Annotated in this window: 28 protein-coding genes; 8 read left to right on the top strand and 20 right to left on the bottom strand. The window is 71.9% G+C overall.

Annotated features, from left to right (window positions below; genetic code table 11):
- The first annotated feature begins 95 nt into the window (after positions 1-95).
- From RPX00_RS09925 to RPX00_RS09900, 6 genes are all read left to right on the top strand, one after another.
- The gene (locus RPX00_RS09925) at positions 96-1,049 is read left to right on the top strand and encodes a L,D-transpeptidase (RefSeq protein ID WP_406639230.1); all 954 of its coding nucleotides are present in this window, start codon (positions 96-98) and stop codon (positions 1,047-1,049) included.
- 56 nt (positions 1,050-1,105) lie between these two features.
- Complete coding sequence (locus RPX00_RS09920) at positions 1,106-1,891, top strand: hypothetical protein (RefSeq protein ID WP_406639229.1); 786 nt, start codon at positions 1,106-1,108, stop codon at positions 1,889-1,891.
- 404 nt (positions 1,892-2,295) lie between these two features.
- The gene (locus tag RPX00_RS09915; RefSeq protein WP_406639228.1) at positions 2,296-3,405 is read left to right on the top strand and encodes an alpha/beta hydrolase; all 1,110 of its coding nucleotides are present in this window, start codon (positions 2,296-2,298) and stop codon (positions 3,403-3,405) included.
- A gap of 117 nt (positions 3,406-3,522) precedes the next feature.
- Positions 3,523-3,729 (top strand): hypothetical protein, encoded by a 207-nt coding sequence (locus tag RPX00_RS09910; protein WP_406639227.1) that lies wholly within the window; start codon positions 3,523-3,525, stop codon positions 3,727-3,729.
- On the top strand, positions 3,726-4,559 hold the full coding sequence (locus RPX00_RS09905; RefSeq protein ID WP_406639226.1) for a hypothetical protein: 834 nt from the start codon (positions 3,726-3,728) through the stop codon (positions 4,557-4,559). Before RPX00_RS09910 ends, RPX00_RS09905 begins: the two co-directional genes overlap by 4 nt.
- Positions 4,556-5,443 carry a hypothetical protein gene (locus RPX00_RS09900; protein WP_406639225.1) on the top strand — a complete coding sequence of 296 codons (888 nt, stop codon included), beginning with the start codon at positions 4,556-4,558 and terminating at the stop codon, positions 5,441-5,443. Before RPX00_RS09905 ends, RPX00_RS09900 begins: the two co-directional genes overlap by 4 nt.
- A 104-nt stretch (positions 5,444-5,547) precedes the next feature.
- On the opposite strand, the gene RPX00_RS09895 is transcribed toward RPX00_RS09900, so the two are convergent.
- From RPX00_RS09895 to RPX00_RS09880, 4 genes are all read right to left on the bottom strand, one after another.
- Entirely contained in the window at positions 5,548-5,907 is a 360-nt protein-coding gene (locus tag RPX00_RS09895; RefSeq protein WP_406639224.1) for an Lsr2 family protein, read from the bottom strand.
- Between the two features lie 111 nt (positions 5,908-6,018).
- Entirely contained in the window at positions 6,019-7,263 is a 1,245-nt protein-coding gene (locus RPX00_RS09890; RefSeq protein ID WP_406639223.1) for an MAB_1171c family putative transporter, read from the bottom strand.
- Positions 7,260-7,907, bottom strand: coding sequence for a hypothetical protein (locus RPX00_RS09885; protein WP_406639222.1), 648 nt, complete (start codon positions 7,905-7,907; stop codon positions 7,260-7,262). Before RPX00_RS09885 ends, RPX00_RS09890 begins: the two co-directional genes overlap by 4 nt.
- Before the next feature lie 332 nt (positions 7,908-8,239).
- Positions 8,240-9,394, bottom strand: coding sequence for a hypothetical protein (locus RPX00_RS09880; RefSeq protein ID WP_406639221.1), 1,155 nt, complete (start codon positions 9,392-9,394; stop codon positions 8,240-8,242).
- A gap of 216 nt (positions 9,395-9,610) precedes the next feature.
- Here RPX00_RS09880 and RPX00_RS09875 point away from each other — a divergent pair, with 216 nt between their 5' ends.
- Both RPX00_RS09875 and RPX00_RS09870 read left to right on the top strand, forming a co-directional pair.
- Complete coding sequence (locus RPX00_RS09875; RefSeq protein ID WP_406639220.1) at positions 9,611-10,813, top strand: MFS transporter; 1,203 nt, start codon at positions 9,611-9,613, stop codon at positions 10,811-10,813.
- A gap of 373 nt (positions 10,814-11,186) precedes the next feature.
- A complete protein-coding gene (locus RPX00_RS09870) occupies positions 11,187-12,560 on the top strand; it encodes a diguanylate cyclase domain-containing protein (protein WP_406639219.1) in 1,374 nt (457 codons plus the stop codon).
- A 212-nt stretch (positions 12,561-12,772) separates the two neighbouring features.
- On the opposite strand, the gene RPX00_RS09865 is transcribed toward RPX00_RS09870, so the two are convergent.
- The 16 genes from RPX00_RS09865 to RPX00_RS09790 all read right to left on the bottom strand — a co-directional run bounded on the left by RPX00_RS09865 (position 12,773) and on the right by RPX00_RS09790 (position 25,495).
- Entirely contained in the window at positions 12,773-13,996 is a 1,224-nt protein-coding gene (locus tag RPX00_RS09865; RefSeq protein WP_406639218.1) for a protein-L-isoaspartate O-methyltransferase family protein, read from the bottom strand.
- Between the two features lie 387 nt (positions 13,997-14,383).
- Positions 14,384-14,695, bottom strand: coding sequence for a helix-turn-helix domain-containing protein (locus tag RPX00_RS09860; RefSeq protein ID WP_406639217.1), 312 nt, complete (start codon positions 14,693-14,695; stop codon positions 14,384-14,386).
- Between the two features lie 234 nt (positions 14,696-14,929).
- Positions 14,930-15,295: a hypothetical protein gene (locus tag RPX00_RS09855; protein WP_406639216.1), complete on the bottom strand. Its 366-nt coding sequence runs from the start codon at positions 15,293-15,295 to the stop codon at positions 14,930-14,932.
- The gene (locus tag RPX00_RS09850; RefSeq protein WP_406639215.1) at positions 15,295-15,432 is read right to left on the bottom strand and encodes a hypothetical protein; all 138 of its coding nucleotides are present in this window, start codon (positions 15,430-15,432) and stop codon (positions 15,295-15,297) included. The genes RPX00_RS09855 and RPX00_RS09850 overlap by 1 nt, the downstream gene beginning before the upstream one ends.
- 195 nt (positions 15,433-15,627) lie before the next feature.
- Positions 15,628-16,257: a hypothetical protein gene (locus RPX00_RS09845; RefSeq protein WP_406639214.1), complete on the bottom strand. Its 630-nt coding sequence runs from the start codon at positions 16,255-16,257 to the stop codon at positions 15,628-15,630.
- Positions 16,254-16,892, bottom strand: a complete 639-nt coding sequence (locus RPX00_RS09840) for a DUF3558 family protein (RefSeq protein WP_406639213.1) — start codon at positions 16,890-16,892, stop codon at positions 16,254-16,256. The genes RPX00_RS09845 and RPX00_RS09840 overlap by 4 nt, the downstream gene beginning before the upstream one ends.
- Before the next feature lie 165 nt (positions 16,893-17,057).
- Entirely contained in the window at positions 17,058-17,792 is a 735-nt protein-coding gene (locus tag RPX00_RS09835; protein WP_406639212.1) for a DUF3558 family protein, read from the bottom strand.
- Positions 17,792-18,742, bottom strand: a complete 951-nt coding sequence (locus RPX00_RS09830) for an SAM-dependent methyltransferase (RefSeq protein ID WP_406639211.1) — start codon at positions 18,740-18,742, stop codon at positions 17,792-17,794. The genes RPX00_RS09835 and RPX00_RS09830 overlap by 1 nt, the downstream gene beginning before the upstream one ends.
- Before the next feature lie 130 nt (positions 18,743-18,872).
- Complete coding sequence (locus RPX00_RS09825) at positions 18,873-19,124, bottom strand: helix-turn-helix domain-containing protein (RefSeq protein WP_406639210.1); 252 nt, start codon at positions 19,122-19,124, stop codon at positions 18,873-18,875.
- A 70-nt stretch (positions 19,125-19,194) separates the two neighbouring features.
- The gene (locus tag RPX00_RS09820) at positions 19,195-19,794 is read right to left on the bottom strand and encodes a hypothetical protein (protein ID WP_406639209.1); all 600 of its coding nucleotides are present in this window, start codon (positions 19,792-19,794) and stop codon (positions 19,195-19,197) included.
- Positions 19,795-19,902: 108 nt separating this feature from the next.
- The gene (locus tag RPX00_RS09815) at positions 19,903-20,919 is read right to left on the bottom strand and encodes a S1 family peptidase (protein ID WP_406639208.1); all 1,017 of its coding nucleotides are present in this window, start codon (positions 20,917-20,919) and stop codon (positions 19,903-19,905) included.
- Positions 20,901-21,647: a hypothetical protein gene (locus RPX00_RS09810; RefSeq protein WP_406639207.1), complete on the bottom strand. Its 747-nt coding sequence runs from the start codon at positions 21,645-21,647 to the stop codon at positions 20,901-20,903. Before RPX00_RS09810 ends, RPX00_RS09815 begins: the two co-directional genes overlap by 19 nt.
- Complete coding sequence (locus tag RPX00_RS09805; protein ID WP_406639206.1) at positions 21,644-22,600, bottom strand: hypothetical protein; 957 nt, start codon at positions 22,598-22,600, stop codon at positions 21,644-21,646. Before RPX00_RS09805 ends, RPX00_RS09810 begins: the two co-directional genes overlap by 4 nt.
- The gene (locus RPX00_RS09800; protein ID WP_406639205.1) at positions 22,597-23,895 is read right to left on the bottom strand and encodes a lanthionine synthetase LanC family protein; all 1,299 of its coding nucleotides are present in this window, start codon (positions 23,893-23,895) and stop codon (positions 22,597-22,599) included. Before RPX00_RS09800 ends, RPX00_RS09805 begins: the two co-directional genes overlap by 4 nt.
- On the bottom strand, positions 23,859-24,566 hold the full coding sequence (locus RPX00_RS09795; RefSeq protein ID WP_406639204.1) for a sigma-70 family RNA polymerase sigma factor: 708 nt from the start codon (positions 24,564-24,566) through the stop codon (positions 23,859-23,861). The genes RPX00_RS09800 and RPX00_RS09795 overlap by 37 nt, the downstream gene beginning before the upstream one ends.
- An 80-nt stretch (positions 24,567-24,646) precedes the next feature.
- Complete coding sequence (locus RPX00_RS09790) at positions 24,647-25,495, bottom strand: SAM-dependent methyltransferase (protein ID WP_406639203.1); 849 nt, start codon at positions 25,493-25,495, stop codon at positions 24,647-24,649.
- Positions 25,496-25,647 lie beyond the last annotated feature (152 nt).

Here is a 25,647-nt window from a genome sequence, read left to right as displayed (position 1 = left end):
CCCGGCGCCGCCGGGACGCCTCGCGGGAGAGCCCGCGCGGCGCCGGGGCCGACTCCGTTTCCGCACGCGCCAGAGAGAAAGGAGGAGAGCAGCAGATGGCGACAGGCGAGCAGTACGTCAACGAGTCCGGTGCGGCGGCCGCCGCGGAGTCCGCGCCCGGCACCGTCGGGCCTCCGCGGAAACCACGGGCGTCGCGCACGGGCATGGTGCCTCCCGCCGCGCTGCTCGCCGCGATCGCCGCGGCGGTGGGTGTGGCGGCGGTGTCCGCCGCACCCACCCCGTCTCCCGCAGCCGTCGCACAGGCCGCGGCACCGGCGGACGGACAGCTCGAGAATCCCGGGGACGACGTCGTCGCGCCGGTGCCGGTCGCGCCGGACGACCTCGCCGCGCTGCCGCAGGCGGTCACCGACGCCACCGTGGCGAATGCTCCGCCGGATCGAGACCGGGGCTCGGCTCCGTCGGGGCAGCTCGTGCACCCGACGACCGCTGTGGCGGTGTACGCATCGCCCGGGGGAACGCCGATCGCGGCGCTGCCGCCGACCGAGTTCGGCGGCGACACCTGGGTCCCCGTCATCGGAAAGCGGCCCGGCTGGGTCCAGGTGATGCTGCCGGTCAGGCCGAACGGCGCGTCCGGCTGGATCTACCTGGACGATCCCGCCGTAACGCTGGCGCGCACGCCGTTCCGTCTCGTCGTCGACCGTGCCGCGTTCGCGCTGTCGCTGGTGCAGGACGGGCGGCAGGTCGCGCGGTGGACTGTCGGCGTCGGCAAACCCGAGTCGGTCACCCCGCCCGGCCGCACGTTCGTCCTCGCCTACGTCCGGCCAGACCACCCGACCTACTCGCGGCTGGTGCTGCCGCTGGGAGCGCACTCGGACACGTACCTGAGCTACGGCGGCGCCAGCGGCACCACCGGGATCCACGCCTGGACCTACACCGATTCGGTGCTGGGCAAGCAAAGCAGCGACGGGTGCATCCGCGTCCCGCAACAGGCGCTGGACGCCCTCGTCAACCTCAACGTCCCGGTCGGCACGCCCGTGCTGATCAAGTGACAGACACCTTCGGCCCACCCGGACATGCCAGGGCCACCAACCACAAGGGAGAATCCGTGGTCCACACAGGAAAACGACGCCAGAGCATCGCGGTCGCCGCGGCGCTGGCCGCGGTCGCCGGCGGCGGCGTCACCACCGTGCTCGCCCTCAGCGGCGACCCGGCGCTCGCCGCGAACCAGACCCCAGCCGCCGCGCAAGGCGGTGCCTCGACCGCCTACGGCGTCGCGGGATCCAGCACCGACAATTTCGGTCCCACCCCGACGGTCAGCTCGTCCGGAGCGGTCCGCACCGCATCCGGCAGCTACACCTCGAAACTGGGGATCGTCGCGTCCGGCATGACCGTCAAGGCCGGGAACGGATTCGCCGAGGCCACCGTCGCCTCGGTCCGCATCGGCAACGTCACCGTCGGGCCGGTCAGCATGACCTGCCGCGACGGCAAGATCTCCTACACCGGCGGCGGCCCGGCCCACCCGGCGCGCAACCTCTCGGTCTCTTACCACAACGGAGCCGGGGCGACCATCGTGATCTCCGGAGCCGGAACCAGCGGCGGCGCGGAAGGCGGCCCTGCCCTCGCACCGAAGCAGCCCCAAACCATCACCGTTGCCGTCGCCAAGTGCGAGAAGGGCACCACGCCGCCGACCAGTGCCCCGCCGACCGGCAAACCGACCGGTCGCCCGACCGGGCAGCCGACCGCACAGCCCACGCAGCAACCGCCCGGATCCGAGGACCGCGAGCAGACCGGATCGCGTCCGGGACGCCACCATCCGCATTCCGAAAAGCCCGAGCAGTCGGCACCCGCGCCCAAGATCGTCGGTGGCCGCCGTCCGGCCGTCACCGGCTGAGGCGCGCCCGCTGCTCGCCCTGCGCGGCCCGCTCGTTTGTGACCCTCCCCGGTGGAGCGGGCCGCGCCCTCCCTCTGCCGCTCGGCGCCCACCGCCGAGCGCCGCCCGGGCGCCACGCCGCCGACCCCGACTCGGCGCGATCCGGCACCCGCCCGCGGCCCGTCCTCCGCCTCTCCACACGGAGGACGGGCCGCGCCGCCCCGGCCGCTGCCCTCCGGACCGCCGACGCTCCCGGCGTGCACGCCGCGCCACGACCGGGCCCGCAGCCCGGGGCCCGAAACCCGGCATAGAGCACCTGGCATCGCGGCTTCGCAACACGCGGACAGCCGAACGCGGCCACCCGCCGAACCACAGTCCACACAGGACCCGACAGGGCGATTCCGTTTAATTCGAGGGGGAAGACAGTGAAGCGTGCAGTCAGGCTGAGGCCGCGACGACAGCGGTACCGGCCGCCCGCCACTGTGGTGGGGCCGTCTGCGTTCCGCGAGTTCCTGTCGTGCGCCGCGATGCTCGCCGTCGTCGCGGCCCTCGCGTTCGTGCCCTTTGCGTTCGCTGAATCCGGCCGTTCCGGGTGCCGCGAGGTGAACGTCGAGATCCGCTCCGGCGCGTTGTCCGCGACCATGCACGGCACTCTTTGCTATCCCGGCGAGGGCGACGCGCCGCTGCAGGTGCTGGTCGCGGGCGGCACCTACAACAGCAGCTACTGGTCCGACCTGGACACGCCCCGCAGCCCGCCCGGCCGGTCCTACGTCGCGAACGCCCTCGCGCACGGGCACGCGACGCTGGCGCTGGACCGCATCGGCACCGGCCGCTCGTCCCACCCGTCCAGCGGGCTGGTCACCGGCCGCGCACAGGCCGAGGCGGTGCACCAGGTGATCGCCCGCGCGCGGGCGGGCTCGCTGGACGGCCGCCGGTACCGGCAGATCGTCCTGACAGGGCACTCGCTCGGCAGCATGATCGCCGTCATGGTCGCAGGCCTGCACCCGCGCGACGCGAACGCCGTGGTGTTGACCGGGTACAGCCACCGCGTCGACCCCGCGCAGGTGGCCGCGTCGCTCGCGGCGATGCACCCGGCGGCCGAGGAAGGACGGCCGCTCGACCCGGGCTACCTCACCACCAGACCCGGCCTCCGCGCGACGCTCTTCCACGCGGCCGGGGACGCCGACCCGGCCGTCACCCGAGCCGAGGAAGCCGCCAAAGACGTCGGCTCGGCAACAGAACTGGCCGACGCCGCGTCGATCGGTACCGCGGCCGCCACCTCGCGCGCCATCACCGCTCCCGTCATCGAGGTGGCCGGCGGACACGACAGCTGGGCGTGCGCGGCCGTGGACTGCCGCAGCGCCGACGCGTTCCGCGCCGCCGAGCAACCCAACTACACCCGCCCGCTGACGACCTGGCTGCTGCCCGACGCCGGCCACGCCGCGACCCTCGCCGCCGACCGCGACCGAGCCAACCGCGCGATCACGCGATGGCTGGACGCCGTCCTGCGCCACCGCGCACCTGGCGGCCGCTGAACCTGCCTGCGTGCGGACCTGGTCCGGCGCGGAGGCGGCTCGCGGCACCGGCCCCGCCGCACCGCTGATTCGACAGTCCACACAGGACACAACTGCACCCTTCGGAAAGAGGAGATCATGCCGGGACGCCACCGCGCACCGACCGCCGCACGCCGGAACCTCCAAGTGACGCGGGAGGCGGTGACCCGCGGCATGGACAGTGTCGGAGCGGTCGCCGCACGCGCGCTCGACAGCCTGCTCCCCCGCACTCTCGGGGACGTCGCGACATCGGCGGTCGACGCCGGATTCCTGCCCGGCACGGTCCACCCGGAGACCCGCCGATGATCCGGCGCAACCGCAACGCGCCCAACGCACGCAAGGGCCGTGGGGCCGTCGCGGACCAGCACGCGCCGCGGGACGCGCCGCAGCGCGCGGACCCGCAGCCGTCGCCCGACCTGCTCGGCGAGTTCGCCTATTCCCCGCCGGTGGTCCTGCTCTACCGGCCGGGCAGCGAGGACCGGGCGATCGTGATCGAGAAGGCGCCGTTCCGGATCCACCGGCCCGGCTACCGGCTTCCCGAAGCCGCGACGAGCATCGCGGGCCTGGCGCGCGCCGCCGGGCTGCCGGCGCCGGAACTGGCCCGCCGGATGGTGGAGCTGGAGTCGGCGCACCTGCTGGTGTGGCTGCCCGCCTACCAGCTCTACGTGCTCAACGGCGCGGGCTTCGGCGACACGGAGCGGGCGCAGCAGTTCAGCGCGCTGCTGTGGGAGACCGGGCACGTGCCCCAGCCCGACCGCCCGTCGGACGCGTGGCGGGCCACGCTGGTCGTCGAGCGCGCCGAGCTGGAGGTCTGCCGCGCGGACACCGGCGACGAACCGTGGACCGTCGACCTCGCCGGACGGGCCACGACGGTCGACGCCGACGAGGCCCTGGCCGAGCACGGCTTCCGCCGCACGCAGAAGTGGGCCGCCGCAATCGACAGCGACCGCGGCGCGATCCACACCACCACGGCCGCCGTGCCCGGCGTCGGCCTGGCCGCCGGGCTCGGCCGGTACGAGCCCGGGAAAACCGTCGTGACCCCGCCGTGGGACGTCGCCTGGCACGAGACGGCCGCCGCGCGCGGCCTCTCGAGCGTCGCGCCCTCGCGCATCCTCCCGCCGAAAGGCCTGTGGTGACCATGGTCGTGTTCGCGTTCGTCGTCCTCGGGTTCGTCGCCGGGTATCACGTCGTCCGCACGTTCGACGCCGGCAAAGACCGCACCCGCGCCCAGGAACTGGGCGTGCTGGGCCTGCTCGCGACTGCTGCCGCGCTCGGCTGGCTGGCCTGGCTCGACAGCCGGTCCGAGGGAACGTTCACGTTCGTCAGCGCCGTGTTCGACGACCTGCACCAGGTGGCGGGAGTCCTCGGCGACATCGTCGCGGCGGCGGTCCTGCTCGTCACCGTCATCACCGTGGCGCTCGGGTTCCTCGCCATGGCGGCCTCGGTGCTCGCGCTCCCCGCGATCGTCTTTCTCGTCTGCGCCGCGTTCCTCCGCGCCCTGTCCGGCCCGGACGCCGATCGCCCGGCGTGGTTCTCGGAGCTGTACGGATCCGGCGACGCGGGCGTGAGCCCCCGGAACTGGGAAGCCGGCGTTCGGCGCTACGGCGGGGCGGTCGCGGCCGGGCTGGCGCCGCAGGCGGTCGGCCGCCTCAGCCTGCGCGTGTGCGGGCCGCATCCGGCGCACCTGCACATCTCCTACGACCACGTCCTGTGCGGGCGGGTGCGCGCGCACTGGGACGTCGTCGGGGGCTGGAGCGCCAGCGTCGGCCGTCGGCAGTACCGGTTCGGGCGAGAGCTGGTGCCCGCACCGGCGGAGGTCGGCCGATGGCTGTGGGCCGTCACGGTCGCGAGTTCCGTCCGGCACGGCATCGCGTGGCCCCGGGAGTGGCACGCTGGCGGCGAGGCCGAAGCGATCCGGCAGGCCCTGTTGCGGGCGCAAGCGCGAACGAAACGCCCGGAGATCCCCCGGCAGCCGGGCGCGGCCGAGGACAGCTCCGAGGGAACCGAGGATTCCGCGTAAACCTGCATCGACTCGACAACGTCGCCGGAAAAGAAAGGGTGTGGTGCGGGAGGCTCCCGCACCACACCCTCTTTCCCGTCGCGCGACCCGGAATCCGCGCGGGGTCAGCGATTGTTGTAGGCGTCGAGGACATCACTGGGAATACGGCCACGGTCTGCCACCTCGAAACCGTTTTTGCGCGCCCAGGCGCGAATGGCGCGGGTCTGCTCGCGGTCGACCGCGGCCCGGGGCTTCGACACCGCCGCGACGGTCCGCACGGCCGATGCGTTGCGGGCAGCGGACTTTCGGCCGCCTGTCCGGCGGGCATGTTCGACGTACTGCGCCAGCGCGTCGCGGAGTTCGGCCGCATTGTCGGCGCTGAGGTCGATTTCGTACTTGACTCCGTCGAGTCCGAAAGGGACTGTCTCGTCCGCGTCGGATCCGTCGATGTCGTCGACAAGGCTGACGACGTGCTTCTGAACCATTGGCGCTCCTGTGGGCGTCGGTTTAAATGGTGACTGCGCCAGAATAGACGGAAAAACGATCGCTGTCGCGCAGTTACGGGCACGGAATTCGAGCCATGTCGTTCTGTGTTCTTATGCTGCCTGAATGTCGTGGCCGAACAATGCGCGGATCCGGTCCGCGATCTCGGCCGCGAGCGGTTCGTCCGCGGCGGACTGGATGCCGCGCCACCACGCGCCGTTGTCGTCGAGACTGTCGAAATCCGCGGGCCGGTCGGCGACCGGCTCCGCCGGTGCCGGGGCGCCGCGCCGGACGGCGTCGAGACCGGCGACGATCAGCGCGGCCTCGGCCACGCGGCCGGCGCGGTCGGGGCCGAGCCCCGCGTCGAGGGCGGCCTGTTCGGCGACCGCGCGGCTGTCGGCGGGGAGGCGGCGGAGCAGGTACGCGCGCCCGTCCCACAGCTCGACCAGCAGCCGGTACAGCCGCCTGTCCGTGCTCCCGAACCCGAACATCGCGGCCCAGTAGGAACGCGGCGGGGTGTAGGCGATGGCGGGCATCGCGGCGTAGAACTGCGTCCAGAGCGGGTAGAGGGCCAGGGTCGTGCGACGGCGCCGCAGGCCGGTGCGCGCGGCGGTCCAGGCGGCCCGGATCGCCGAGGCGGACAGCCCCGCCATGACGAACGTGCCCGACAGCGGCATCAAAATGTTGTCGGCCAGCCCCGCGTTCCAGCCGGGCGTGATGCGGATCAGGAACAGGGTCTGCGTGACCACGTCGTGCAATGCGTACACCCCGGTGAGCCCGGCGCCGACCGCGCTGGTGTGCATCCCCGCCCTCAGGTGCGGGAGATGGGCCGCCCGCCTTCCCAGCCGGACGAAGACCCGGGTGGCGATCACCGCAGCGTGGAACAGGTACGCGGAGAAGCACAAGTACGCGATGCTGGTCGCGGGCGCGCCCGCGACCACCTGGTCGGTCCGCCCGAGCGGGCCGAACTCGAACGCGGGATCGCCGGGCGCCGCGCTGAAGGCGACGGCCATCCCGGCGATCAGGACGGCCACGAGAACGGCCTGGGCGACGACGCGGCGGTGCGCCCGAGCACGGTCAGTCTCGACCGACAGCAGGATGAACACCCGGCATCCGCAGGCCGCCACGAGGAACAAGGCGTGCTGCACCGGCCAGGCGAGCGCGAACCCGGCGGCGCGGTCCAGCGGTTCGTGCACGAGCGGGAGTTGCGCCGCCAGACCGGCGTTGAGCGCGACGCAGCACGCCACGAGCGCGTATCTGGCGCCGGTCCGCCCTGTTCCGGGGAACTGCCGGCGCAGGGGCAAAAGCAGGAAGATCGCGAGCGCCAGTGCGGCGACCGATCCGGCCGCCAGGGTCATCGCGTCGGGTCAGCCGGGCGACCGGGTCCGTAGTCCATCGCGCCCGCGAAGCGGCACAGGACGGAGTCGTCCGGCGTGCTGGTGGGCGCCGCGTTCGGCCGGGGCGCGGGATCGCGCCACCATTGCTTCCAGAGTTCCGCCGCCAGCAGTTCGGCTTCCAGTTCGTGTCGAGGATCGCCCCTGCGCAGCGGATCTGCGTCGTCGTCGTCGAGGACGGCGACGCCGCTCATCCGGCACAGAGGCGCTTGCATCGTGGACCGCAGTTCCGAGGGAGACGCTTTCGGGACGACCTGCCTCATCAGGATCACCATCAGGTCCGACAAGGCTCCGCTGCTGCGATGTCCGAGCAGCATGTGTCCCAGCTCGTGCCGGACTGCGTTCTGCCAGGCCATCATCGGCAGCCCGTTGTCGAAAAAGATGTAGTCGGTTTCTTCCCCCGCGAGCCACAGCCCGGAGAACGGGGGTTGGCGGAGGTCGAGGGTGCTCATGGGAATCAGGCGGATGGCCCGGCCGCGGTGCGCGGCCAGCGCGGCGCACACGGTCTCGACGGTGACTGGCACCGGCATCGAGACCGACGAGAAGAGAGTTTCGGCAACCGCGGCGACGCGTTTGCGCGCCTGCCGTTGGCCATGACGGTCGAGCATCGTGAGCGGGTCCCCTCCGACCTCGTGAGTCGTCGTTTCACCCCAGCTGTCGGCGGTAGCTGGCGGCTGTTGCCCCAGTACAGCACCGCGCGGGCAGCTTCTGGCCAGCAATTGTCCAAGTTGCGGCACGTCCGTCCGGCGCAGGCGCCGCTGGAGCTGGGAACCGAAGATCACAGAGTGAATGTGACATCGAGCACACAAAGAAGAGGGTGCCGGTCAGCGGGACGACGGTGCCGGTCCGGTACTGGATTTCACAGCTCCGGGCCGGTGTTGCAGCCGTGGTGAACAGGCATGCAGCAACAGTGAACGACGCGGACGAAGCGGGCGGCCGGTCAGCTGTCGGGAGATTCGGACGGGGGCTTCGTTTGCCGGGCTGTCTGCTGCTCCATCGTCATGAAGGCGTCGATGACGGTCTCGACGGCTGCTTCCAGGCGCTGGCGAGAGGTGTCGTCTTTGATTTCGCCGACGCGGCGGAACGCTGCCGCGAGCGTGCCACGGCTCTTGAGGCCCTGCAGCCATTGCACGGTGTCGGCCACGGCCGTGGTTTTGTCGGGGTCTTCGACCTCGTGCAGGAAGTAGGTGACGTCGATGCCGAAGAAGTGCGCCAGCTTGTGCGGCAGGGTGATCGGCACCTCGTCGGCGGAGTACTCGCCGTCGCAGATCGCGCGCAGCAGTTTGGGGTCGGCGCCCGTTTTGGCGGCGACGTCTTCCGGGGTGAAACGGACCGTGAGCTTCCCGTTTTTCTCGACCCCGTAGAACAGGCTCGCCACCCTGTCGGAGAACGTCGCTGTCGGATCGAGGTCGGCCAACGGGGTCACCAGGAGCCCTACCGGTATGCGGTAACGGGCGGCAACGGCTTCGAGGAAGTCGTACGACGGATTGGTGCGCTCGCCGGTGCGCAGTTGCTGGATGTACTGGGGAGTGTGGGGAGTTGCGGCGGCGATCTCTTTGTCGGTCAGGGCGCGGTAGACGTGAGGGAGGTCCGGGTTGCCGGACTTCCGCCGCAGGGTCTGCTGCTCCTCCTCGGAGACCGGAAGCTTGGTGTTGAACAACTCCCGCAGCCTGCGCGTCATCGGGTGAACGCGAGAGTGGGGCGAATCCGCCGCGCGGGACGGCACGGCGATCTCGTCGAGGCGTACGTTTGGGTCGGTCAGGCACGAGGCCGGAATCCGGTAAAGGTGGGCGATGCCGCGGAGGACCATGCCTGCCGGTTTGCGGCTCAGTCCTGCGCGCAACTGCTTGACGTAGACCGCGCCGCGTCCGATGGCGGAGCCGATCTCGCTGTCGGTCAGCGGCCGATACCCGTGCGAGAAGTCAGTGTCGCCGGACTCCTTCCCCTGGCCTTCTGGCTCTTCTCCCGGGACCGGAAGCGGTGTTGAGAAGAGCTTGGTCAGCTTGAGGTGCAGAAGGTCGAGTTCCTCGCGTAGGACGTCTCCGGCGTCCTGCTCTGGAGCGTCCATGCGGTGCTTCCCCCGGCTGACCGTCACCCGACTGCCGCTGCCTGCCTCGTGAACTAGTGCAAGCGGACCAGCGGCATGCGTGCCCAGTGTACCGCTCCGACCATGAGGGCTACTCGCTGTCACGAAAAGTCGGAGCGTCAGGCCATCTGGGTGATAAACGTTCGTCGGTGGCCGGTGAGCACTCAACTGACTTAGCCTCTCTGGTGGGGGACTTACTGATAACTCAGTTGAGCGAGGGTGTGGGTGACGCCACGGAGGGGGAAGCTGAGCGGCGAGTTCACGGCGCTGTGGGTGTCCGAAGCGCTGTCGACCGCCGGTGATCAGCTCGCGAAGGTCGCGGTGGCCGTGCTCGTGTACGAGCGGACAGGCTCGGCCGCGTGGTCCGGTTTCGCGTATGCGATGACGCTGCTGCCGGGTCTGGTCGCGGGTCCCGTGCTGGGCCCGTTGGCCGATCGGCTGCCGCGCCGGGGGCTGATGGTCGTGTGCTGTCTGCAGCAGGCGGTGCTGGTCGCGGGTATGGCGATCCCCGGTGTTCCGCTCGGGGTGCTCGTGGTCGCGGTCGCCGCGGTCGCGGCCATCGCCGCGCCGTTCAAAGCCGCCCAGAGCGGGATCGTCCTGGACGTCCTCGCCGAGCCGCAGGCGAACAAGGCGGGCAACGCGCGCCTCGGGATCATCCGCGAGGCCGGGCAGCTCGCGGGCCTGGCAGGCGGAGCCGCTGTTGTGGCGACCGTGGGCACCACGGTCGCGCTGTCCCTGGATGCCGCGAGCTTCGCCGCGGCCGCCGTCATTCTGGGGCTCGGGCTGCGACAGCGGCCAGCGGCGCGAAACGACGCCGGGCCGCAGGAGACGGGAACACCAGCGGGGGCGCTGCGGATCATCGCCACCACCCCGCCGGTCCGCATCCTGTGCGGTTTCGTTCTGCTGTGCAGTCTCACCGCTGTCCCCGACGGCGTGATCGTCCCGCTGGTCGACCAGGCAGACGGGCCGCCCTGGACCATCACCCTGCTGCTGGGGGCGGACTGCCTCGGATTCATCGTCGGAGCCCGGTGGGTCGCCCGGGCCGGCGAACAGCGCCAGCGGGACCTGATCGCGGTCCTCGCGGTGCTGTCGCTGGCGCCCCTGTGCCTGTTCGCCGTCCGCCCGGGCCTCGTCCCGATGGCCGTGCTCCTCGTTCTCTCCGGAATCGGCGCCGCCTACCTGCCGCTGATTCGCGGCGAGATCGCCGAGCGGGTGCCCCGGCACCGGGTCGGTGCGGTGACCGGCCTGATCGGGTCGGTGTTCCGGGCAGGGCAAGGCCTGGCGGTGGTCGGGGCGGGCGGTCTCGCGCAGTACCTGAGATCCGCCGCGCTGGCGGTCGCCGTGACCGGGGCGGCCGGAGCGTGCCTGTCCTGGTGGTGCGCACTGCGGTGGATCAGGACGCTCCAGGCCGAACGGGCCATCGGGTGAACTGCTCAGAAGTCGCGGTCGCCGCGCATCGCATGCCTCCTTCTATGACGGTCAATTGGGGATCTGCCTGGACGAGAGGGATCAGAAGTCACGGTCGCCACGCATGTGCGGGCACCTCCAACGGGGTCACGTGAAGGGGAGGACATGTGCACGGGCTGAGGGTCAGGCTCAGAAATCGCGGTCGCCACGCACGCGAATCACCTCCGGGGACTGCTGTCGGTCCCACGGCACGACGACATGGCGGCTCGGCGGAGGGGGCCGCCGGCAGCCGCGCGCACGCGGGATCACTCGTTGCGTCCGGCACAGTGTCTCGCGCGCGGGCCGGATCCACACCGCCGGAGGCCGGGTCATCGCCCGCGTGGAGGGGTTCGCCATGTGGCGTTTCCCGCGCAGCGCGCTGGCGTGGCTGCTGGTCACCGACGTCTGCGTCCTGGTCTGGGCGGGCTGGGCCGCGTCCCGCTCACCGGTGGCCTGGCCGGATCTGGCGAGCTTCGCGGTGCTGGCCGGCTGCGGGACCGCGCACGTCGTCGGCACGCGGATCACGGAGGAACGCGCCTTCGGGCGGCGGCCGCGCGGCCACGTGGACCAGACGAGCGTCTGGTTCTTCACCGGCGGAATCGTGCTGCCGGTGTCCCTGCTGGTCGCGCTCGTCGCGCTGATCCGCGTTCAGCGGTTCCTCATCGCGCGCAAGCCGCCGTACCGGTTCGTCTTCAGTTCGCTGGTGATTCTCGCCAGCGCACTCGCGGTGCACGCGATCGCCGGGGAAACGCCGCTGCGAACGTGGTTGACCGGGCACGCGGCTCTCCCGCACGCGGCGCCGGAAGTGCTTGTTCTCGTCGCCGGACTCGCCGCGGCTGTGGCGGCCTACTTCCTCGTGCAGGCCGTGATTGTCGGCTTGGCGAACGGGTTGACCGACGCGGCCGAGGCACGAGCCCGGGCGCGGCGGCCGTCGCCGAGTTCGGCGCCGCCGTCCCCGAGCCGGGTCTGGACCCTGGAGAACCTCTTCGGGGACCGGGCCAGCAACGTTTTTATTCTCGTGACCTTGTTCCTGGCGGTGGGCGCGGCCCTGGCCCACGCGGTGAGCCCCCTCCTCGTCGTCGTCTTCGTCCCGGTGGCGGTGCGGTTCACCCGGGTGGAACAGAACCTCAAGACCGCGCACTCGAAAGCGCACCACGACGCCCTCACCGGACTGCCCAACCGCAGCGGTTTCGACCCGGCGGCGGAACTGGAGCTGCTGGCCGGGGCCCGGGCCGACCGGCCGACAGCGCTGCTGTTCATCGACGTCGACCACTTCAAAGCATGGAACGGCAAACTGGGTCATCTCGGCGCGGACCAGGTCCTGCAGGCCGTGGCCCGCGTCATCGACGGCCAGGTCCGCGACGGATCGAGTCTCGTCTGCCGGTGGGGCGGAGAGGAGTTCGCGGTCCTGCTGCCCGCTGCCGACCAGGCTGAGGCCCCGGCGGTCGCGGAACGGATCCGGGCCGCCGTCGCCGCCTTGCGGCTGGTCGTCACCAGACCGGCCGGCGGCGAGGAAACGGTGATCAACGACCAGAGAATCGACGGCGACGGCGTCACCTGCTCCATCGGCATCGCGTTCTCGCCCGAGCACGGAATCGGCCTCGCCGCGCTCGAAGACCGCGCCAGCCGGACGATGGCGACCGCCAAGCAACGCGGCCGCAACCAGGTGGCCGTCGCACCCGTCGTGCACGGGAAAGCACGGGTGTCTGGCGGGATGGCCGCCGGTTAGCCCGAGGCCCGGCCGCCGGTTCGCACCCGGCGCCGCCGCGCGCGGGCCTGCCGTCCCGCCGCAGGGCACCCGGGCAGACGGCGGTGCCGGGAACCGGAGCGACGCGCTCGCCGCCCCGGGGCCGGGGCCGCCGCGGAACGGGCGGCAGGTGCGAGTGCCGCGGTCCTGACCGGCATGGCCGCGCGGGCCGGTGGCTGTGGCGCGGCCTGCGGCTAGCGGAGTCCGCCGGTCTCCGGCTCGAACAGCGTGGGCAGCGGGTTGCTGGGGTCGTCCAGCCAGCATCGTTGCCCCGCGTGGTCCACGGTGACGCCGTACCGCTGCCGGTCCGGGCGGTCGGCGCGCTGCCACCAGCGCCAAGCCGTCGCGGCGTCTTCCCAGAGCTGCCGGGGGCCGTATTGGCGCACCTGGTGGTAGCGTCTGCGTCCCGATTCCGGGGCGACGTAACAGATCGATGCTGATCCGGTGGCGACGTCGCACAGGATCACCTCCCAGCGGTGCGCGGTCCGGGCGCGGACGGTGAGATGCACGCCCGGCAGGTGCAGCCCGATCGCCATCACGGCGTTCGGGTTTTCGCCGATCTCGCGGGGATCGGCCCACGTTGTCGATTCGGTGGCGGCGGCGTCGGTTTCGGCGAGGTGCGCCAGCTGCTGCGCGTTTCCGGGCGGCAGGGGCCGGTGGCGCAGTCGCGGGCCGACGGCGTCGGCGGCGATGCGTCCGTGCGCGGTCCCGTCGTCGCCGACGTCGAGCCTGAGCAGGCCGCTGCAGTGGAAGCCCGGTGCCCAGGGCGTGACGATCGCCCCGCCGGGGCGGGTCTGGCGCAGCCATTCGGCCGGGACGTGCCCGGCGGCGACTCCCGCGGTGGCGACGATCCGGTCGTAAGGCGCCCGGACCGGGGCGCCTGCCGAGCCGTCCCCGGTGACCACCGCGATCCGGTCGTGCCCGGTGGCGCGAAGGGCGCTGCGGGTCCGCCGCGCGTTCACGTCGGCGACGACGGTGGTGACGGACTCGTCGCCGAGATGCGCGCCGACCAGCGCGGCGGCGTAGCCGGTCCCGGCCCCGATCACCAGCACGGAGTGCCGGGGCTGCAGGTCGGCCGAACCCAGGACCCGCAGCACGGTACTCGGCTTGGGCGCGAAGGCGGTGGCACGGTGCCCGACGTCCGGCCAGCTCGCACGGCCCCCGTCGAACTGGGCCACGATCTCGGCGTCGGAGCAGACCGCGCTGCGCCATGCGTCCGTTCCGAACTCGACCGGCCGAGGCGGGAGAGCGTCGTCGGCGCCCGCCCACGCGTGAAACGGCACGAATGCCGCGCGGTCGGTGAGCATGAACGCGCGTTCCCACGCCTTCGTGAGCGCGCCCGAATCCCTCAGCCTGCTGGCGAGGCTGATGAGGCCCGGGCCGGCACGCCGGTCTTGCGGCCTGCGCGAGTGGTGCATGGCGGTTTCCCTCGGGTCGGCAGTGTTCGGTCCGTCGGGGCGGGACGGAGCGGGCGGTGACGGCCGCCGGGCTGGTTGGCGCCGGAGGCCAATGGCAGGGACGGGTGGGTCGGCGACCTCCGTGCCGCTGACGCGGTCGCCGACCCTGCCCCGCGCCGCGCTCGCGGGGCGGCGGCTGACCGGCGCGCCGCGGCGGCTGCGCGGCGCGGCGGTCAGCGGGTCTTGCTGGGCGAGCCCCGGAACCGGGTCCCGGGTTGCGCAGCCGGTGTGGCGGGAGCGGGAACCGCGCCGGGTGCCGGGCGTTGGTGCGAGGGCGTGGTCGGCGCGGATCGGCGTGCTTCGGGTCCGGGGTTCCGTCGGCGGCCGTTGCGGTCGGGACGCGCAGGGTCAGGGGTTGCGGGACGATCGGGCGGCAGGCGAGGGCGTGCGGCGGTTGCGCGCGTTCTGCCCTCCGTGCGGTCTGATCGGCACTTTTTCCCGGATCAGCAGACGGCGGATCGTGCCGTAGGACGTTTTATGGTCATTGGCGCACTGTTGGATGGTGGCTCCGGCCTCGTATGCCCGGACGATGCGCGGCACGTCGAGTTCGCGGCGCACGCCCTGCCTGATCTCCGGCAGGGCGGCGCCTTCCTGCCGGAGCAGCCGCCCTGTCCAGCTCAGGGACAGCCCGTATGTCTGAGAGATATCCGTGATCGACACGCCGGCCCTCCACATTGCGAGCATGGTCGCGTTGCGGGTTTGGCGGCGTGTGCGGGCGGTGGCTTCCCTGATGAGGCGTTGTTGATCGGACGGCACCTGGGATGAGGCTTTCTTGTCTGCGGCTTCGTTGTCGCGGAGCGGTCGTGGCTGCGGGAAGCGCGTCCCGCACGGAGGTGCTGCCCGGATCGTCCGGGCGGGGGCGGCGGGTCCCGGCGGTGTCTGGGGAGTGGCGGTTCAGTCGCGGCGCTGGGGCGTGCCGGTCGTGTGCTGGCGGGCGAGGGTTCGTCGCGCGTGGCGCAGGATGCTGAGCGCGCGGGGCAGGGGCTGGGCGTCGCAGCGGCTGTCCGCGACCGCGAGCAGGAGACCGGCCAGCGGCAGCCGGCACTGCCACTGCGTGGTGTGGGGTCGCCGCGCGACGGCGCGGGCGTCGGGTGCGTGACCCGGCTGGGCGGACGCGGGGACGCTGCACGCCGCCGCGAGGGCCGCGGCACAGGCCGCCAGCGCCAGCCTCCGGAGGAAGCGCGTGCCGTCCGGTTTTCCGTGCCTGCGGCGAAGTCCGGGCCGGGCTCGGCGGCGCGGGGCGGAGCGCGGGCGGGGCACTAGTCGTCGTCCGTGGCCGGTTTGGGCGTGGCGGGCGGGCGGCGTTGATCGGCGAGGTCGGCGAGAGGCTTCGGCCATCCCGCCGGACGCGGCGGCGGAGTGGCATGGTCGTGGTCGTCTGTCGTGTTCTCGGGCATGTGTCCTGTGTTCCTGCTCGTGTCGCGCGGGCGAGGCCTGCGAAATCTCGGGTACGGCGAAGGCCGCCCGTCGGGGATCCCGGGGACCGGAGTCCACTGTGGACTCTCGGTGCTCTTTTCCGGGTGGCGGCGCGGATCGGTCGCGGCCGGGCCGGGGCGGCGTGGTGCGGTCGGGTGGTCATCGGGGGCCGGTTTTCAGGTTGCCGACGACGTGTTCCAGCACGGTACGCGCGGTGTCGCAGGTGTCCGGTGTGGTCTGCGGTGTCTGGGTGAGCCAGGCGACGACGGTCTGGGTGCTGCTGGCGGCGAGCGCGACTCTGCATTCGCCGTGGCTGCCGAGGGGGTGTCGGCGCCGTAGGCGACGGCGGGGTATCCGCCGATCGGGGCGAGCGGCGTGACGACGGGGTATTGGGCGCCTTTCATGCGGTGGATCGCGGTCAGGGTGTTGTCGGTGTGGGCGGGGATGTAGACGATGAGGGTGGCGGCGCGGGATTTCCATTCGCAGGCGGGCGCGGCGCCCCGGGAGGAGGGCACGGCGGGAACACCGGGGCCGTGCAGTCCGGCGTGCGCGGGGTCCAGGGCGTCCTGTGCCGGGTTCAGGGCCTCGCACGGGGCGCGTTTGAGCCGGGTGAGGTCCAGCGGCGTCGCGACGGCGGGCGCGCCGGGGCCGGCGGTCTGTCCGGTGCTGTTCGGTGCGGGCTGGTCGGCCTCGGCGCAGCCCGTGAGGACGGTCGCGGCGACGGCGAGGAGCCCGGCGGCGTAGCGTGCGGCGGGTCTGCGGGGGCTGCCGGGCGGCGTCGCGGCACGCGGCCGCTGCGCGGTCACCGGGGCACCTGCGCGTTCGCGAGGACGTACTCGAGCGTTTTCCTCGCCTGCTCGCACGGGTCTGCGGTGTGTCCCGTTGCCAGGTTGGCGGTGGCCGCGAGGGTCTGCTTGTCGCTGGTCGTGAGCGCGATGATGCAGACGGCCGAGCCTGGTTTCTGCAGCTGCGGGGTGTCGTATTTCGTGGCGGGAAGCTCTTTGACCGGCAGGGTGGGCTGGTGGGAGGGGAAGGTGTGGTTGAGGAAGTCCAGTCCCTTGCCGTTGTCGTTCTCGGCCGGTATCGAGACGAGGATGAGGTCCTTGCCGTTGGACCAGGCGCAGCCGGGCTTCGTCTCGCTGTCTGCGTCGGGCTTGGAGTCGTTTTTGGGGCCGAGCAGATCGGCGGTCTGGCTGGGGGTGAGCGCCTTGCACGGGTTCTGTTTCAGCTGTGCGAGGTTCGGCCGCGCGTCGCCGGGCGCGCCTGTGTCGGTGCGGGTCGCGTCCGGTGCGGCGGGCTTCGTTGCGCGGGCGGCGGCCTGGAGGGAGTCGGTGAAGCCGGTGTGCGTGCACCCTGCTGCGGCGAGCACCGCGACGGCCGCGGCGGCTGCTACGAGAACGGGGCGCTGGGGCCGCCGGGGTGAGGAGTTGGATGCGGTCACGGGTGAAGCCCTTTCTGTTGTGTCGCTTGCGTTGTCACGCGATCGCGGGTGCGGGGTCGTTCGAGGCGCGCGGGTGCCGGGGCGGGCGGTCCGTCGCCCTGGGCGCGGTTTTCGGGGCTGTCGGCGGCGGAGCCGGTTCCGCAGATGGTTCTGGCGCGGATGCGGTCAGCGGTACAGGCTGGCGAGCACCATGCCCGTCGCGGTCCGTGCGGAGTCGCAGAGGTCGGAACCCGTTGGCTTCCCATCCAGGAGAGCGATGGTGACGTCCAGAGTCTCGCTGTCGCTCGCTCCCAGTTCGACGGTGCAGGCCTCTGTTTTCGGCCGGCGATCGTCGCCGTAACTGTGGGCGACAACCGGATGCCCGTCGACCGGGGCGAGAGGCAGAAAGAACGAGTACAGCTTCTGGGAGCCGTAGGCGTTCCTCAGTCCGAGCAGTTCAGGATCTCCGCCGAAGGCCTTCAGATCCGGGATCCTGAGGATCAGTGAGAGACTGCTCGCGTCGCTGCCGGAGTACCAGTAGCACGAAGGCCCAAGGATGTTGATCATGCCTGGCCTGGGGTGTGGGTCGCTGCCGAGGAGGCCGGCGACCTGCGCTGCGCTCAGCGTGCCGCACGGATCCTTCTTGGCGCGGGCGAGGTCGACGGGATGCGGCACCGCCGGAACGACCGGGTCGGGAGCCGGGGCTGCTGCGGCGGCTGAGGGAGGCGGGATCACGGTCGGCTGCATGAGTTGTGAAACGGCGCCGCAGGCGACGGAAACGATGCAGGCGATCGCGAGGGCGGCCGCGTGCGCGGCGGAGAGGGGCTCAGGCGCGCAGGGGTCGGTGGTGGGCGGGGTTTCGTGCGTGTCGGGCGGGGTTTCGGGCGTGTCGGGGTGGGTGTCGGGCTGGGGTTCTTCCATCAGGGTCGCCCTGCTTTCTTGTCGTGGGGGTCGGTGGTGTGGTCTGCCGTGTCCGGTCTTCGGACTGGGACGAGCAGGGCCAGGCACAGCGAGTGGGCGGGACGCGGGCGTGGGCGCGAGGGCCGCCAGTCGTCGGTGTGGACGATGCCGGGGTCGAGCGGGGCGAGCGGAGCGGCGATGCGCGCGAGTTCCTGTCGTGTGCGGGTGCGGCGCGGCGGACGGGCACGTGGCCCTTTCCCGCCCTCGCAGACGGCTGCCATCCGTGTGGCCAGGTCGTGGTCGTCGGGGTCGTCGAGGTCGAGTCCGTCGGTCGTGGCGTGGGTGGCGACGACGACGCTGCCTGCGGGCAGGCGGTCGGTGTAGGCGCGCAGCGCGGCGGCCGCGGCGGGGGTGGAGGTGATCGTTTCCAGCGCGCTGGCGAGCACCAGGCAGACCGGTTCGCCGGAGAGAAGCGTTTGCGCGGCGTCGGTGAATAACACCGTTCCGGGGAGGATGAACACGCCGGGGACGGCCGTGATCGCGGGATGCCGGTTGGCGAAGTTTCCCCAGTGTCTGAGGAGCCACTCGTCGTGGGCGGCGTAGACGAGTCGGCTGCCTTCGGTTCGGAGAACGAGGTCGACCGCGGGGTTGAGGTACGGGCCGGTGTCGCCGAACACGAGAAAGCGGCGGATGCCGGCGTCGCGGACCGTGCGCAGCGCGCGGACGAGGAACCTCAGTTCGGCCCGGTAGACGGGGCGCAGGCTCGGCAGCACGGCGGCTGCGGCGGTGCACCAGTCGCGGTCGAGGGTCCACGACGCGCTGCCGCCCAGAAGATGGTTCTGGACCCGTGCCGGATGCGGTGCGGCGTCTATCGATAGGTACGGCCGCCATCCGAGAGCGGCGGCCCTCAACGCGGAGTCCGATGTGGACGGTACCGCTCGTGGGCGGCCGCGGGGGTGTGGATAGGGCATGGGCGAGAGGCTTTCGTGGTGCGGAGGAACGCCGGGACGGTCGGGACGGGGTTTCCGGCGGCGTGCCGGTGGGAGCGAGAAGGTGGTGCGCGGCAACGGATCGCGGGTTCTTCGGTTGCCGGGTGCGGTGTCAGTCCGCCGCGGTCGCGGCGTCGGCCCGGGCACGATCGGGCCGGGGGCGCGGGTGCCCGCCTCCTCGCGATCGCAGACAGACGCCGGATTCGGTGAGCGCTTGGTGCACGAAGCCGTAGGAGCGGCCGGTGGCGTCGACGAGGCTGCGGATGCTCGCGCCTTTCTCGTAGTTGTGTTTGAGCCAGGCGGCCATGGCTTGGCGTTCGTCGCCGACGATCCGCTGCCCTTTCTTCGCTGGGGGCGGGTTCATGCGTGGCGCCTCCGGATCGGGTTGGCGTGGTCGCCGTCTGCGTGTGCGGGGAGGGCGGCCGAGCGGGGTGTCACAGGCATCCCTGACGGGCGAGGAGGCCGACGGTGCGGCTGTTGGCGGGGAAGACTGCCTCGCCGCCGAGTTCGGCGCGGGAGATCGGGAGCCAGCCGTTGCCGCCCCGGACGAACAGCAGCGAATCTCCCGTAACAGGCACGACCTCGACGGTGGCGAGGTCGACGTGCACCTCCGCGGCCGCACGGCTGCTGTAGGGGCCGGAGACGAGACAGCCGCCTTTGAAGTCGTCGAGGTCGCCCCGGTAGTCGCCGGCCATCCGGTGCACGGTGTTCGTGCACGCGGAGGCGAGCAGCGCCCCGGTCAAGACCATCATCGGAAAGCCGATCACCCAGAGGCGGACGGGCCACAGCCCGGGACGGGCATGCCGCGGAACCAGCAGCGCCGCCGCGCACCCGAGCAGCGCGCATACGGCACCCGCCTCGGCCGCAATCCAGAGCAGGATGGAGAAGGGGGCGTAGGTGGGGCCGCTCCAACGCCACACCAGAAACAGGGTGGCTGCGCCCACGCCCCAGGTGGCGGCGGCCATCAGCGGTTCGGGGCCGAGACGCGCCGCCGTGCGGGCGGCGGCGTGCAAGCCGGTGCGGAAAGCGGTCATCGGTAGTCCTCGCAGTGATCGTGATGAACGGGAGCCGGACGGAAAACGGGAATCGGCGGCGGGCCGCCGGGCCGAGACGCAGGCGTTCGCGCCCCGGCCCGGCGGTGCTCATCCGGCGAGCGCGAAATCGGTCTGCGCTGTGCCTGCTTTGTCGGTCTGGACCCGCAGTTGCGGGGCGAGATCACGGATCTGCCGGATGATCCAGGCGCCGTATTTCCAGATCTCGGTGTAGATGTTCGGGGTGCCGCAACGGTTTTCGATGCCGCGGGATGCGATCGCGGTCAGGACCCACCGGGAGCCCAGGAGCTGAACGCTGCCGCCGCCGGCGTCGCCCTTGCAGGTGCTGCCGCCGTCGGCGGCGACGCCGAAGCAGGCTTCGTTCGTGCCGATGCCCCCGGCCGCGCACTGGGAGCGGGCGGTGGTGTGCACGGTGTTCTGGTTCAGCCACGGCCCGAGCGGGCCGGTCCAGGTTTCCGGGCGGGGGTCGGTGAATCCCCAGCCCAGTATGGTGATGGGCTTCCAGCGCATGAGCGGCGCGACGACCGCGCCCCGGACCTTGATCGGATGCGCCAGTTGCACGAGCGCGAGGTCCCAGATGCGGCCCCGGGCGTCGGGCACGCCCCAGTTCCAGTCCTTCGGGATGACCCATTTCTTGATCCCGACGGACTTGCCCGCGAACCGGTTCGTGCTGCCGTAGACGTACCGGAATTCGCTCGGGTTCTCCGGGGTGGACTTCAACTGCTCCCTCGCGCTGCGGGCGGCGTCGGGCGCGGCCGTTCCTGTGCCCGTCCCGGACCGTTCGGCCGCGTGCCGGAACGCGGCGAGCCGCGCGGTGTCCGCAGCGGACTTCGCCTTGGTCTGGCCGGGCATGACGGTGACGCACTGGGCGGCGGTGATCAGCAGGTCGGTCTCGCCGTTGCCGTCGCTGCCGATGGCCTGCGCGGCGCAGGTCGCCCAGTGGTCGTAGCCGTTGTGGGGAATGGCGTATTCGATCGTTCCTTCCCCGGCTTTGATGTCGTTCGCGCGGGTTCCGCCGACGATCGCCTCGGCGGGCGCGGCCAGGCCGGCGAGCAACATGGCCGACACGAGCGCGGCGACGACGCCGCCTAGTCTTCGAAAACGCAACTGGCACCTCGATTCTCTGTGTGCTGGACCGGTGGAAATCCCCTTCCGCTGCGAGGAGGGGCGATCAGGGGAAAGGCGAACAGCGGGCCGGGAGGGCCGAACCCGGCGGGAGCCAGCCGCGCCGGGACGGCCCCGGGCCCGGCACCGGTGCGCCGCGCGTCCGTGCCGGACGGGGCGGCCGGTGCGCGGAGCCGGTCACGGGCCGCTGGCGCGGCGGTGCGCTGTTCGGGAACCGGTGCCGCGGGCGGGAAGCGAGTCGTCGGCGGATCGCCGGCGACCCTCCGCTCGAACAGCCCGCCGCAGGCGGCGTCCTCGCCGCCGACGACCACGATGTGCGGGTTGTCCCGCAGCCACCCGGCGCACCCCGGGCAGGCCGTGGCGTCGTCGCCGAGCGCCCGGTATTCGCGGGGATCGATCTGCCGGACGTCGTGGGGCGTGGCGTTGCGTCCGGCGCAGAGGGGATAAATCGCCAGCCACGTTCCCCGCAGGTCGACCAGCAGATACACGTGGCGCAGCGGGGGCACGCGGGTGTCGGGGTGATCGTCGCTGTAGCGGCGGATCCCGACGCGCGCCGTGTTGGGATCCAACAGCAGGAGCACGTAGCCGTCCAGCGGCCCGGCCGGGTTGTCGGCGTACCACGGCGCCAGGTCGCCGGTGAACGTCCCGGCGAACGGGGAAGCGGCCGCGCTCCTGCCGGGCCGCGCGGCGGCCGTGCCGGCGGGGATCACGCGGAGAAGTCCAGCTCGGCGGTGTCGGATTCGGGATGGCCGTGTTGGTCGCAGGTGACGCGCGCCCAGCAGGAGACCATGAGGTGGTCGGAGTCCGACTTCGGCGGATGGACGCGGTAGGTGCTGGGAATGAAGCGGACGGGCGCCTGCCGGCTGACGATCAGCCGGTCGATGGGCATCCGGGAATCGCCGCCCCGCTCGGGGTTGACCGTGGGCGTGTGGTCGCCCTTGAGCAGGCCCGCGTCCAGGTAGCCGTGGGCGAGCATGGCGTCGTAGGAGGCGGTGTAGGGCGGCCACGTGCCGTCGGCGGCGGGGATCCCTTTGGTGCTGCGCTGCCACGGGGTGCCGTTGTGGTCGAAGTATTCCGCCAGGTCCCTCGGGTAACCCGGGTTCTTGTGCTGGGTGGGGCACATGTTCATGTCGCCGCCGGCGAGGATCGGGTACTTCGCGAGCTTCCCCAGCAGAGCGAACTGGCTGTCGAAACCGACCGCGCCGTGCCGGCCGCTGATGTGAACCGGTTTGAGCGTGAGTTCGCGTCCGGCGATCTCCACGTCCAGGGTGTTGGCGGGCACCTCCCGCACGCCCGGGTCGTCGGCGCCGTGCCACCGCAGCGCCCGCACGGTCGGACGGGAGTGGAAGATCCCGGGTCCGTGGACCAGGAACGGCCCGGTCGCCAGCCGGCCGTCGTAGACGCCTTTGTCCACGCGCCGCCCTTCCGGGTCTGTTCCGGCGGGGAGGGAGTCGAGCAGGGCGAGCATGTTGTAGAAGGCCTCGTGCTGGAAGGCGTCGAAGCGCGTGCACTCGGACATGAACAGCACGTGCGGCGGGCATGGCAGCGTTGCCAGGTTGGCCCTGATTCCGGAGAAGTTGTGGAAGCGGGTCAGGTCGTTCCAGCCGCCCTGCTTCTCGTTGAGGGTGGCGACGAGAATCAGTCGGCAGTCGGTGCAGGTCAATTCGGTCTCCTGGTGTCGGTGCGGGTCAGTGCAGGGCGGGGGTCGGCGCGGGGGGTGCGGTGCGGGGCGAGCAGCAGCAGCGAGTCCCACGGGGCCGCCCCGGCGGGCGGCAGGACGATGCGGGGGTTGCCGGGCGGCCGGGTGAGGCGTTCCCCGACCGAGCCGTCGAGGAGCCCGCCGTGCACGTCGCCGATGCGGGCGTCCGGACAGACGGCGGAGAGCAGCTCCGCGGCGGCGTCGGCGAGCGGGAGGGAGCCTTCGTCAGCGGCTATGCGCAGCGCGGTGAACGCGGCGCCGTGCGGGCCGTGGCAGATCCCGCCTGTCTCGAACAGGTGCGCGTCGCGGGTCAGGGCAGCGTGTGCTGCCGCGACGGCGGTCCGGCGCAGTCCGGGGTCGCCGAGCGCCAGCCCGGCCAGCTGCACGGCGCGGGCGATGCCGAGGTTGCCGCACCAGCCGGGTCCTTGGACGTTGCCTTCCCGGTGCGCGCTCGGTCGCGGGTCCGGGTGCGGCTCGGTGACGGCTTCGGGCCAGTGCGGGCGGCCGCGTTCGTCGGTGCGCTGGTGCGCGCGATGCCACGCGACCACGGCGCGCAGCGCGCTGTCCAGGTGCGGGACGCGGACGCCGCGGAGGCGGGCGAGGGCCAGCAGCGCCATGATCCCGGCACTGCCGTCGGGAAGGGTGAAGCAGGCGTGCCCGGCCGGCCATTCCGCGGCTTCGCTCAGGTCGTCGAGCGGGCTGTGGTGCACCCACCAGCCCGGCCGGGACGCCCCGTCGGACGACAGCACCAGCTCGACCAGGTACGCGAGCACCTCCACGAGCATCGGGTCCGGGCCGGGGCGTTGCAGCAGGCACGCGCCGAACCCGACAAGCCCTTCCCGCAACGAGAATTCCGCGCGCTCGGCCGGGATCCGCCGGTGCAGGCGCCGACGAGCGGCCTGCAGGCGGCTGTGCACGATGTCGTCGAGCCGGGCGTCGGCCAGATCCAGGTAACCCTGATAGCGGTGGCGCAGCTGCGGCGCGTTGGCCAGCGCGACGCGCAGCACCGCGGCGACGGCGGGATCGCCGGAGAACGCCGACGCGGCCGGGACGTCGTCCGACAGCGGGAACAGGGCTTCGTCCAATGCCGAGCGCAGACGGTCGGCTTCGTTCTCGTGCTGCCCGACGCGCACAGCCCGGTCGAGCGCGGCGGTCAACGGCCCGGCCGACAGCAACGTCTCCGGGTGCCGGGTGCCGCCGGGGCGGGGACAGCCGAGCGACTTCATCGCCGCACCGCCAGGCGTGCGCGGTCGCGACACGGCACGACCGCACGGTCCGTGCCGCCTCGCCCGCCATCGGCGGGGAGGCCGCGCGGAGGCGTGGCCGTGGTTCGGGCGGCGTGGGCGCGCAAGGCGGCGAGCGCACGGCGCTTGCGGACCCTCACCGCCTGCGGCGTGGAACCGAGAATCCGGGCAGCTTCCACCGAGCTGCGCTCCTCCGCCACGCACAGCACCAGCAGCGTGCGGTGAGCGGGCGAGAGACCGGACAGCAATTGATTCAGCTCGGCGCGACGTTCCGCCGCGAGCACGACCTCTTCCGGCAGGCGCTCGTCGGCGACTGTGTCGGGAACGTCGCGGACGAGTTGTTCGCGAGCGGCCGACCTGGCGTGAACACGGTGGAAATCGGCGACCTTGTGCGCGGCGATCCCGTAGACGAACGCCCGGAACGGACGGTCGGCGCGCGTGGGCCGGTAGCGCGGCAGGGCTTCGAACACGGCCGCACAGGTCTCCTGCGCGATGTCCTCGGCGCGGCCGGGATCGATGCGTGCGAGGCAGTAGCGGACCAGCGGGCCGCGCAGCAACGTCAACAGGCAGTCCGTGACCGGTCCCGGACCCGCCGCGCTGATTTCCCGCTGGGCGCGGGGAACCAGCGCGGCGATGGACGCGCTGGCTGTATCGTCCCGTCGATCGCGGGCGACAACGGTAGTCACTTCCCCTCCCCGGGCAGCGCTGATCGGCACAATGAAGCTTTTTGCAGAAGGAATTCAGTTCGGCGACGCCGGATCGGCGATCAGGGTTTCTTTCCCACCCCGACCGCCACAATCCGTTGCGCGACAGTGGGTTCGCCCAGCAGCGGCCCGTCCGGCCACCACTCGGCCACCGGCACGATGCCCTCGTCCCTGCCGCGTGCGGACGGGATCAGCTCCAGACCGTGGAACAGTTCCCGGATCTGCTTGCGCGTGCGCGCGGCGACGTTCTTCATCGAGCCGCAGTGGATCGCGTCGACCAGAGCCTGCACGGTCTGCTCGTCCTCCGAGCCGTCGTGCGGGTCGAGCAGATGCGAGATCGCCACGTACGAACCGGACGGGAGCCGGTCGATGAACTCCTTCGTCGCCGCAGCCGGTTTCTCGCGCTGGTCGTCGCAGTGGTGATGCAGCGCCAGTAGAAACAGCACCGCGATCGGCTCTCCCCAGTCGAGATGCCGTTGCACCGTCGGGTGCTCGAGGATGCTCGGCGGGTCGAAGAAATCGGCCTGGACGTACTCGGTGAACTCGTTTTCGTCGAGCATTGCGCGCCCGTGACTGGCCACCACCGGGTCGTAGTCGACGTAGATGACCTTCGCCGTCGGGTCCGCCCGCTGCACGATCTGGTGCACGTTCTCCGAGGTCGGCATGCCGGACCCGCAGTCGATGTACTGGCGGACGCCCGCCTGGAAGGCCAGGAACCGGCACACCCGGGTCAGCAGATGCCGATTCACCCGCGCGGTCTCCGCCACGTCCGGCATCACCGCGGCCAGCTCCCGGGCCACCCGACGGTCGATCTCGTAATTGTCCTTGCCGCCCAGGAAATAGTCGTAAACGCGCGCGGCGCTCGACTGGTCCGGGCTGACCCCCGGCGGTGCGGTGAGCGTGTCAGTCATGTGGTTTGCCTCGGGCGTATCGGCGTTATTGCCCCCCTGTCAATAGATGACTGGGCGGAATGTGTTCGTGCGAGATCATGAGCATTGCCGCCGTGCAGGCAATGCGGAACCTCCGTGCTGATAACGGCTTGTATCGACTGATAACGCAGCTG

It is taken from the genome of Amycolatopsis sp. WGS_07, from assembly GCF_045278895.1.
In the GTDB taxonomy this organism is placed as follows: domain Bacteria; phylum Actinomycetota; class Actinomycetes; order Mycobacteriales; family Pseudonocardiaceae; genus Amycolatopsis.
This window is presented reverse-complemented; position numbering and strand designations above follow the sequence as displayed.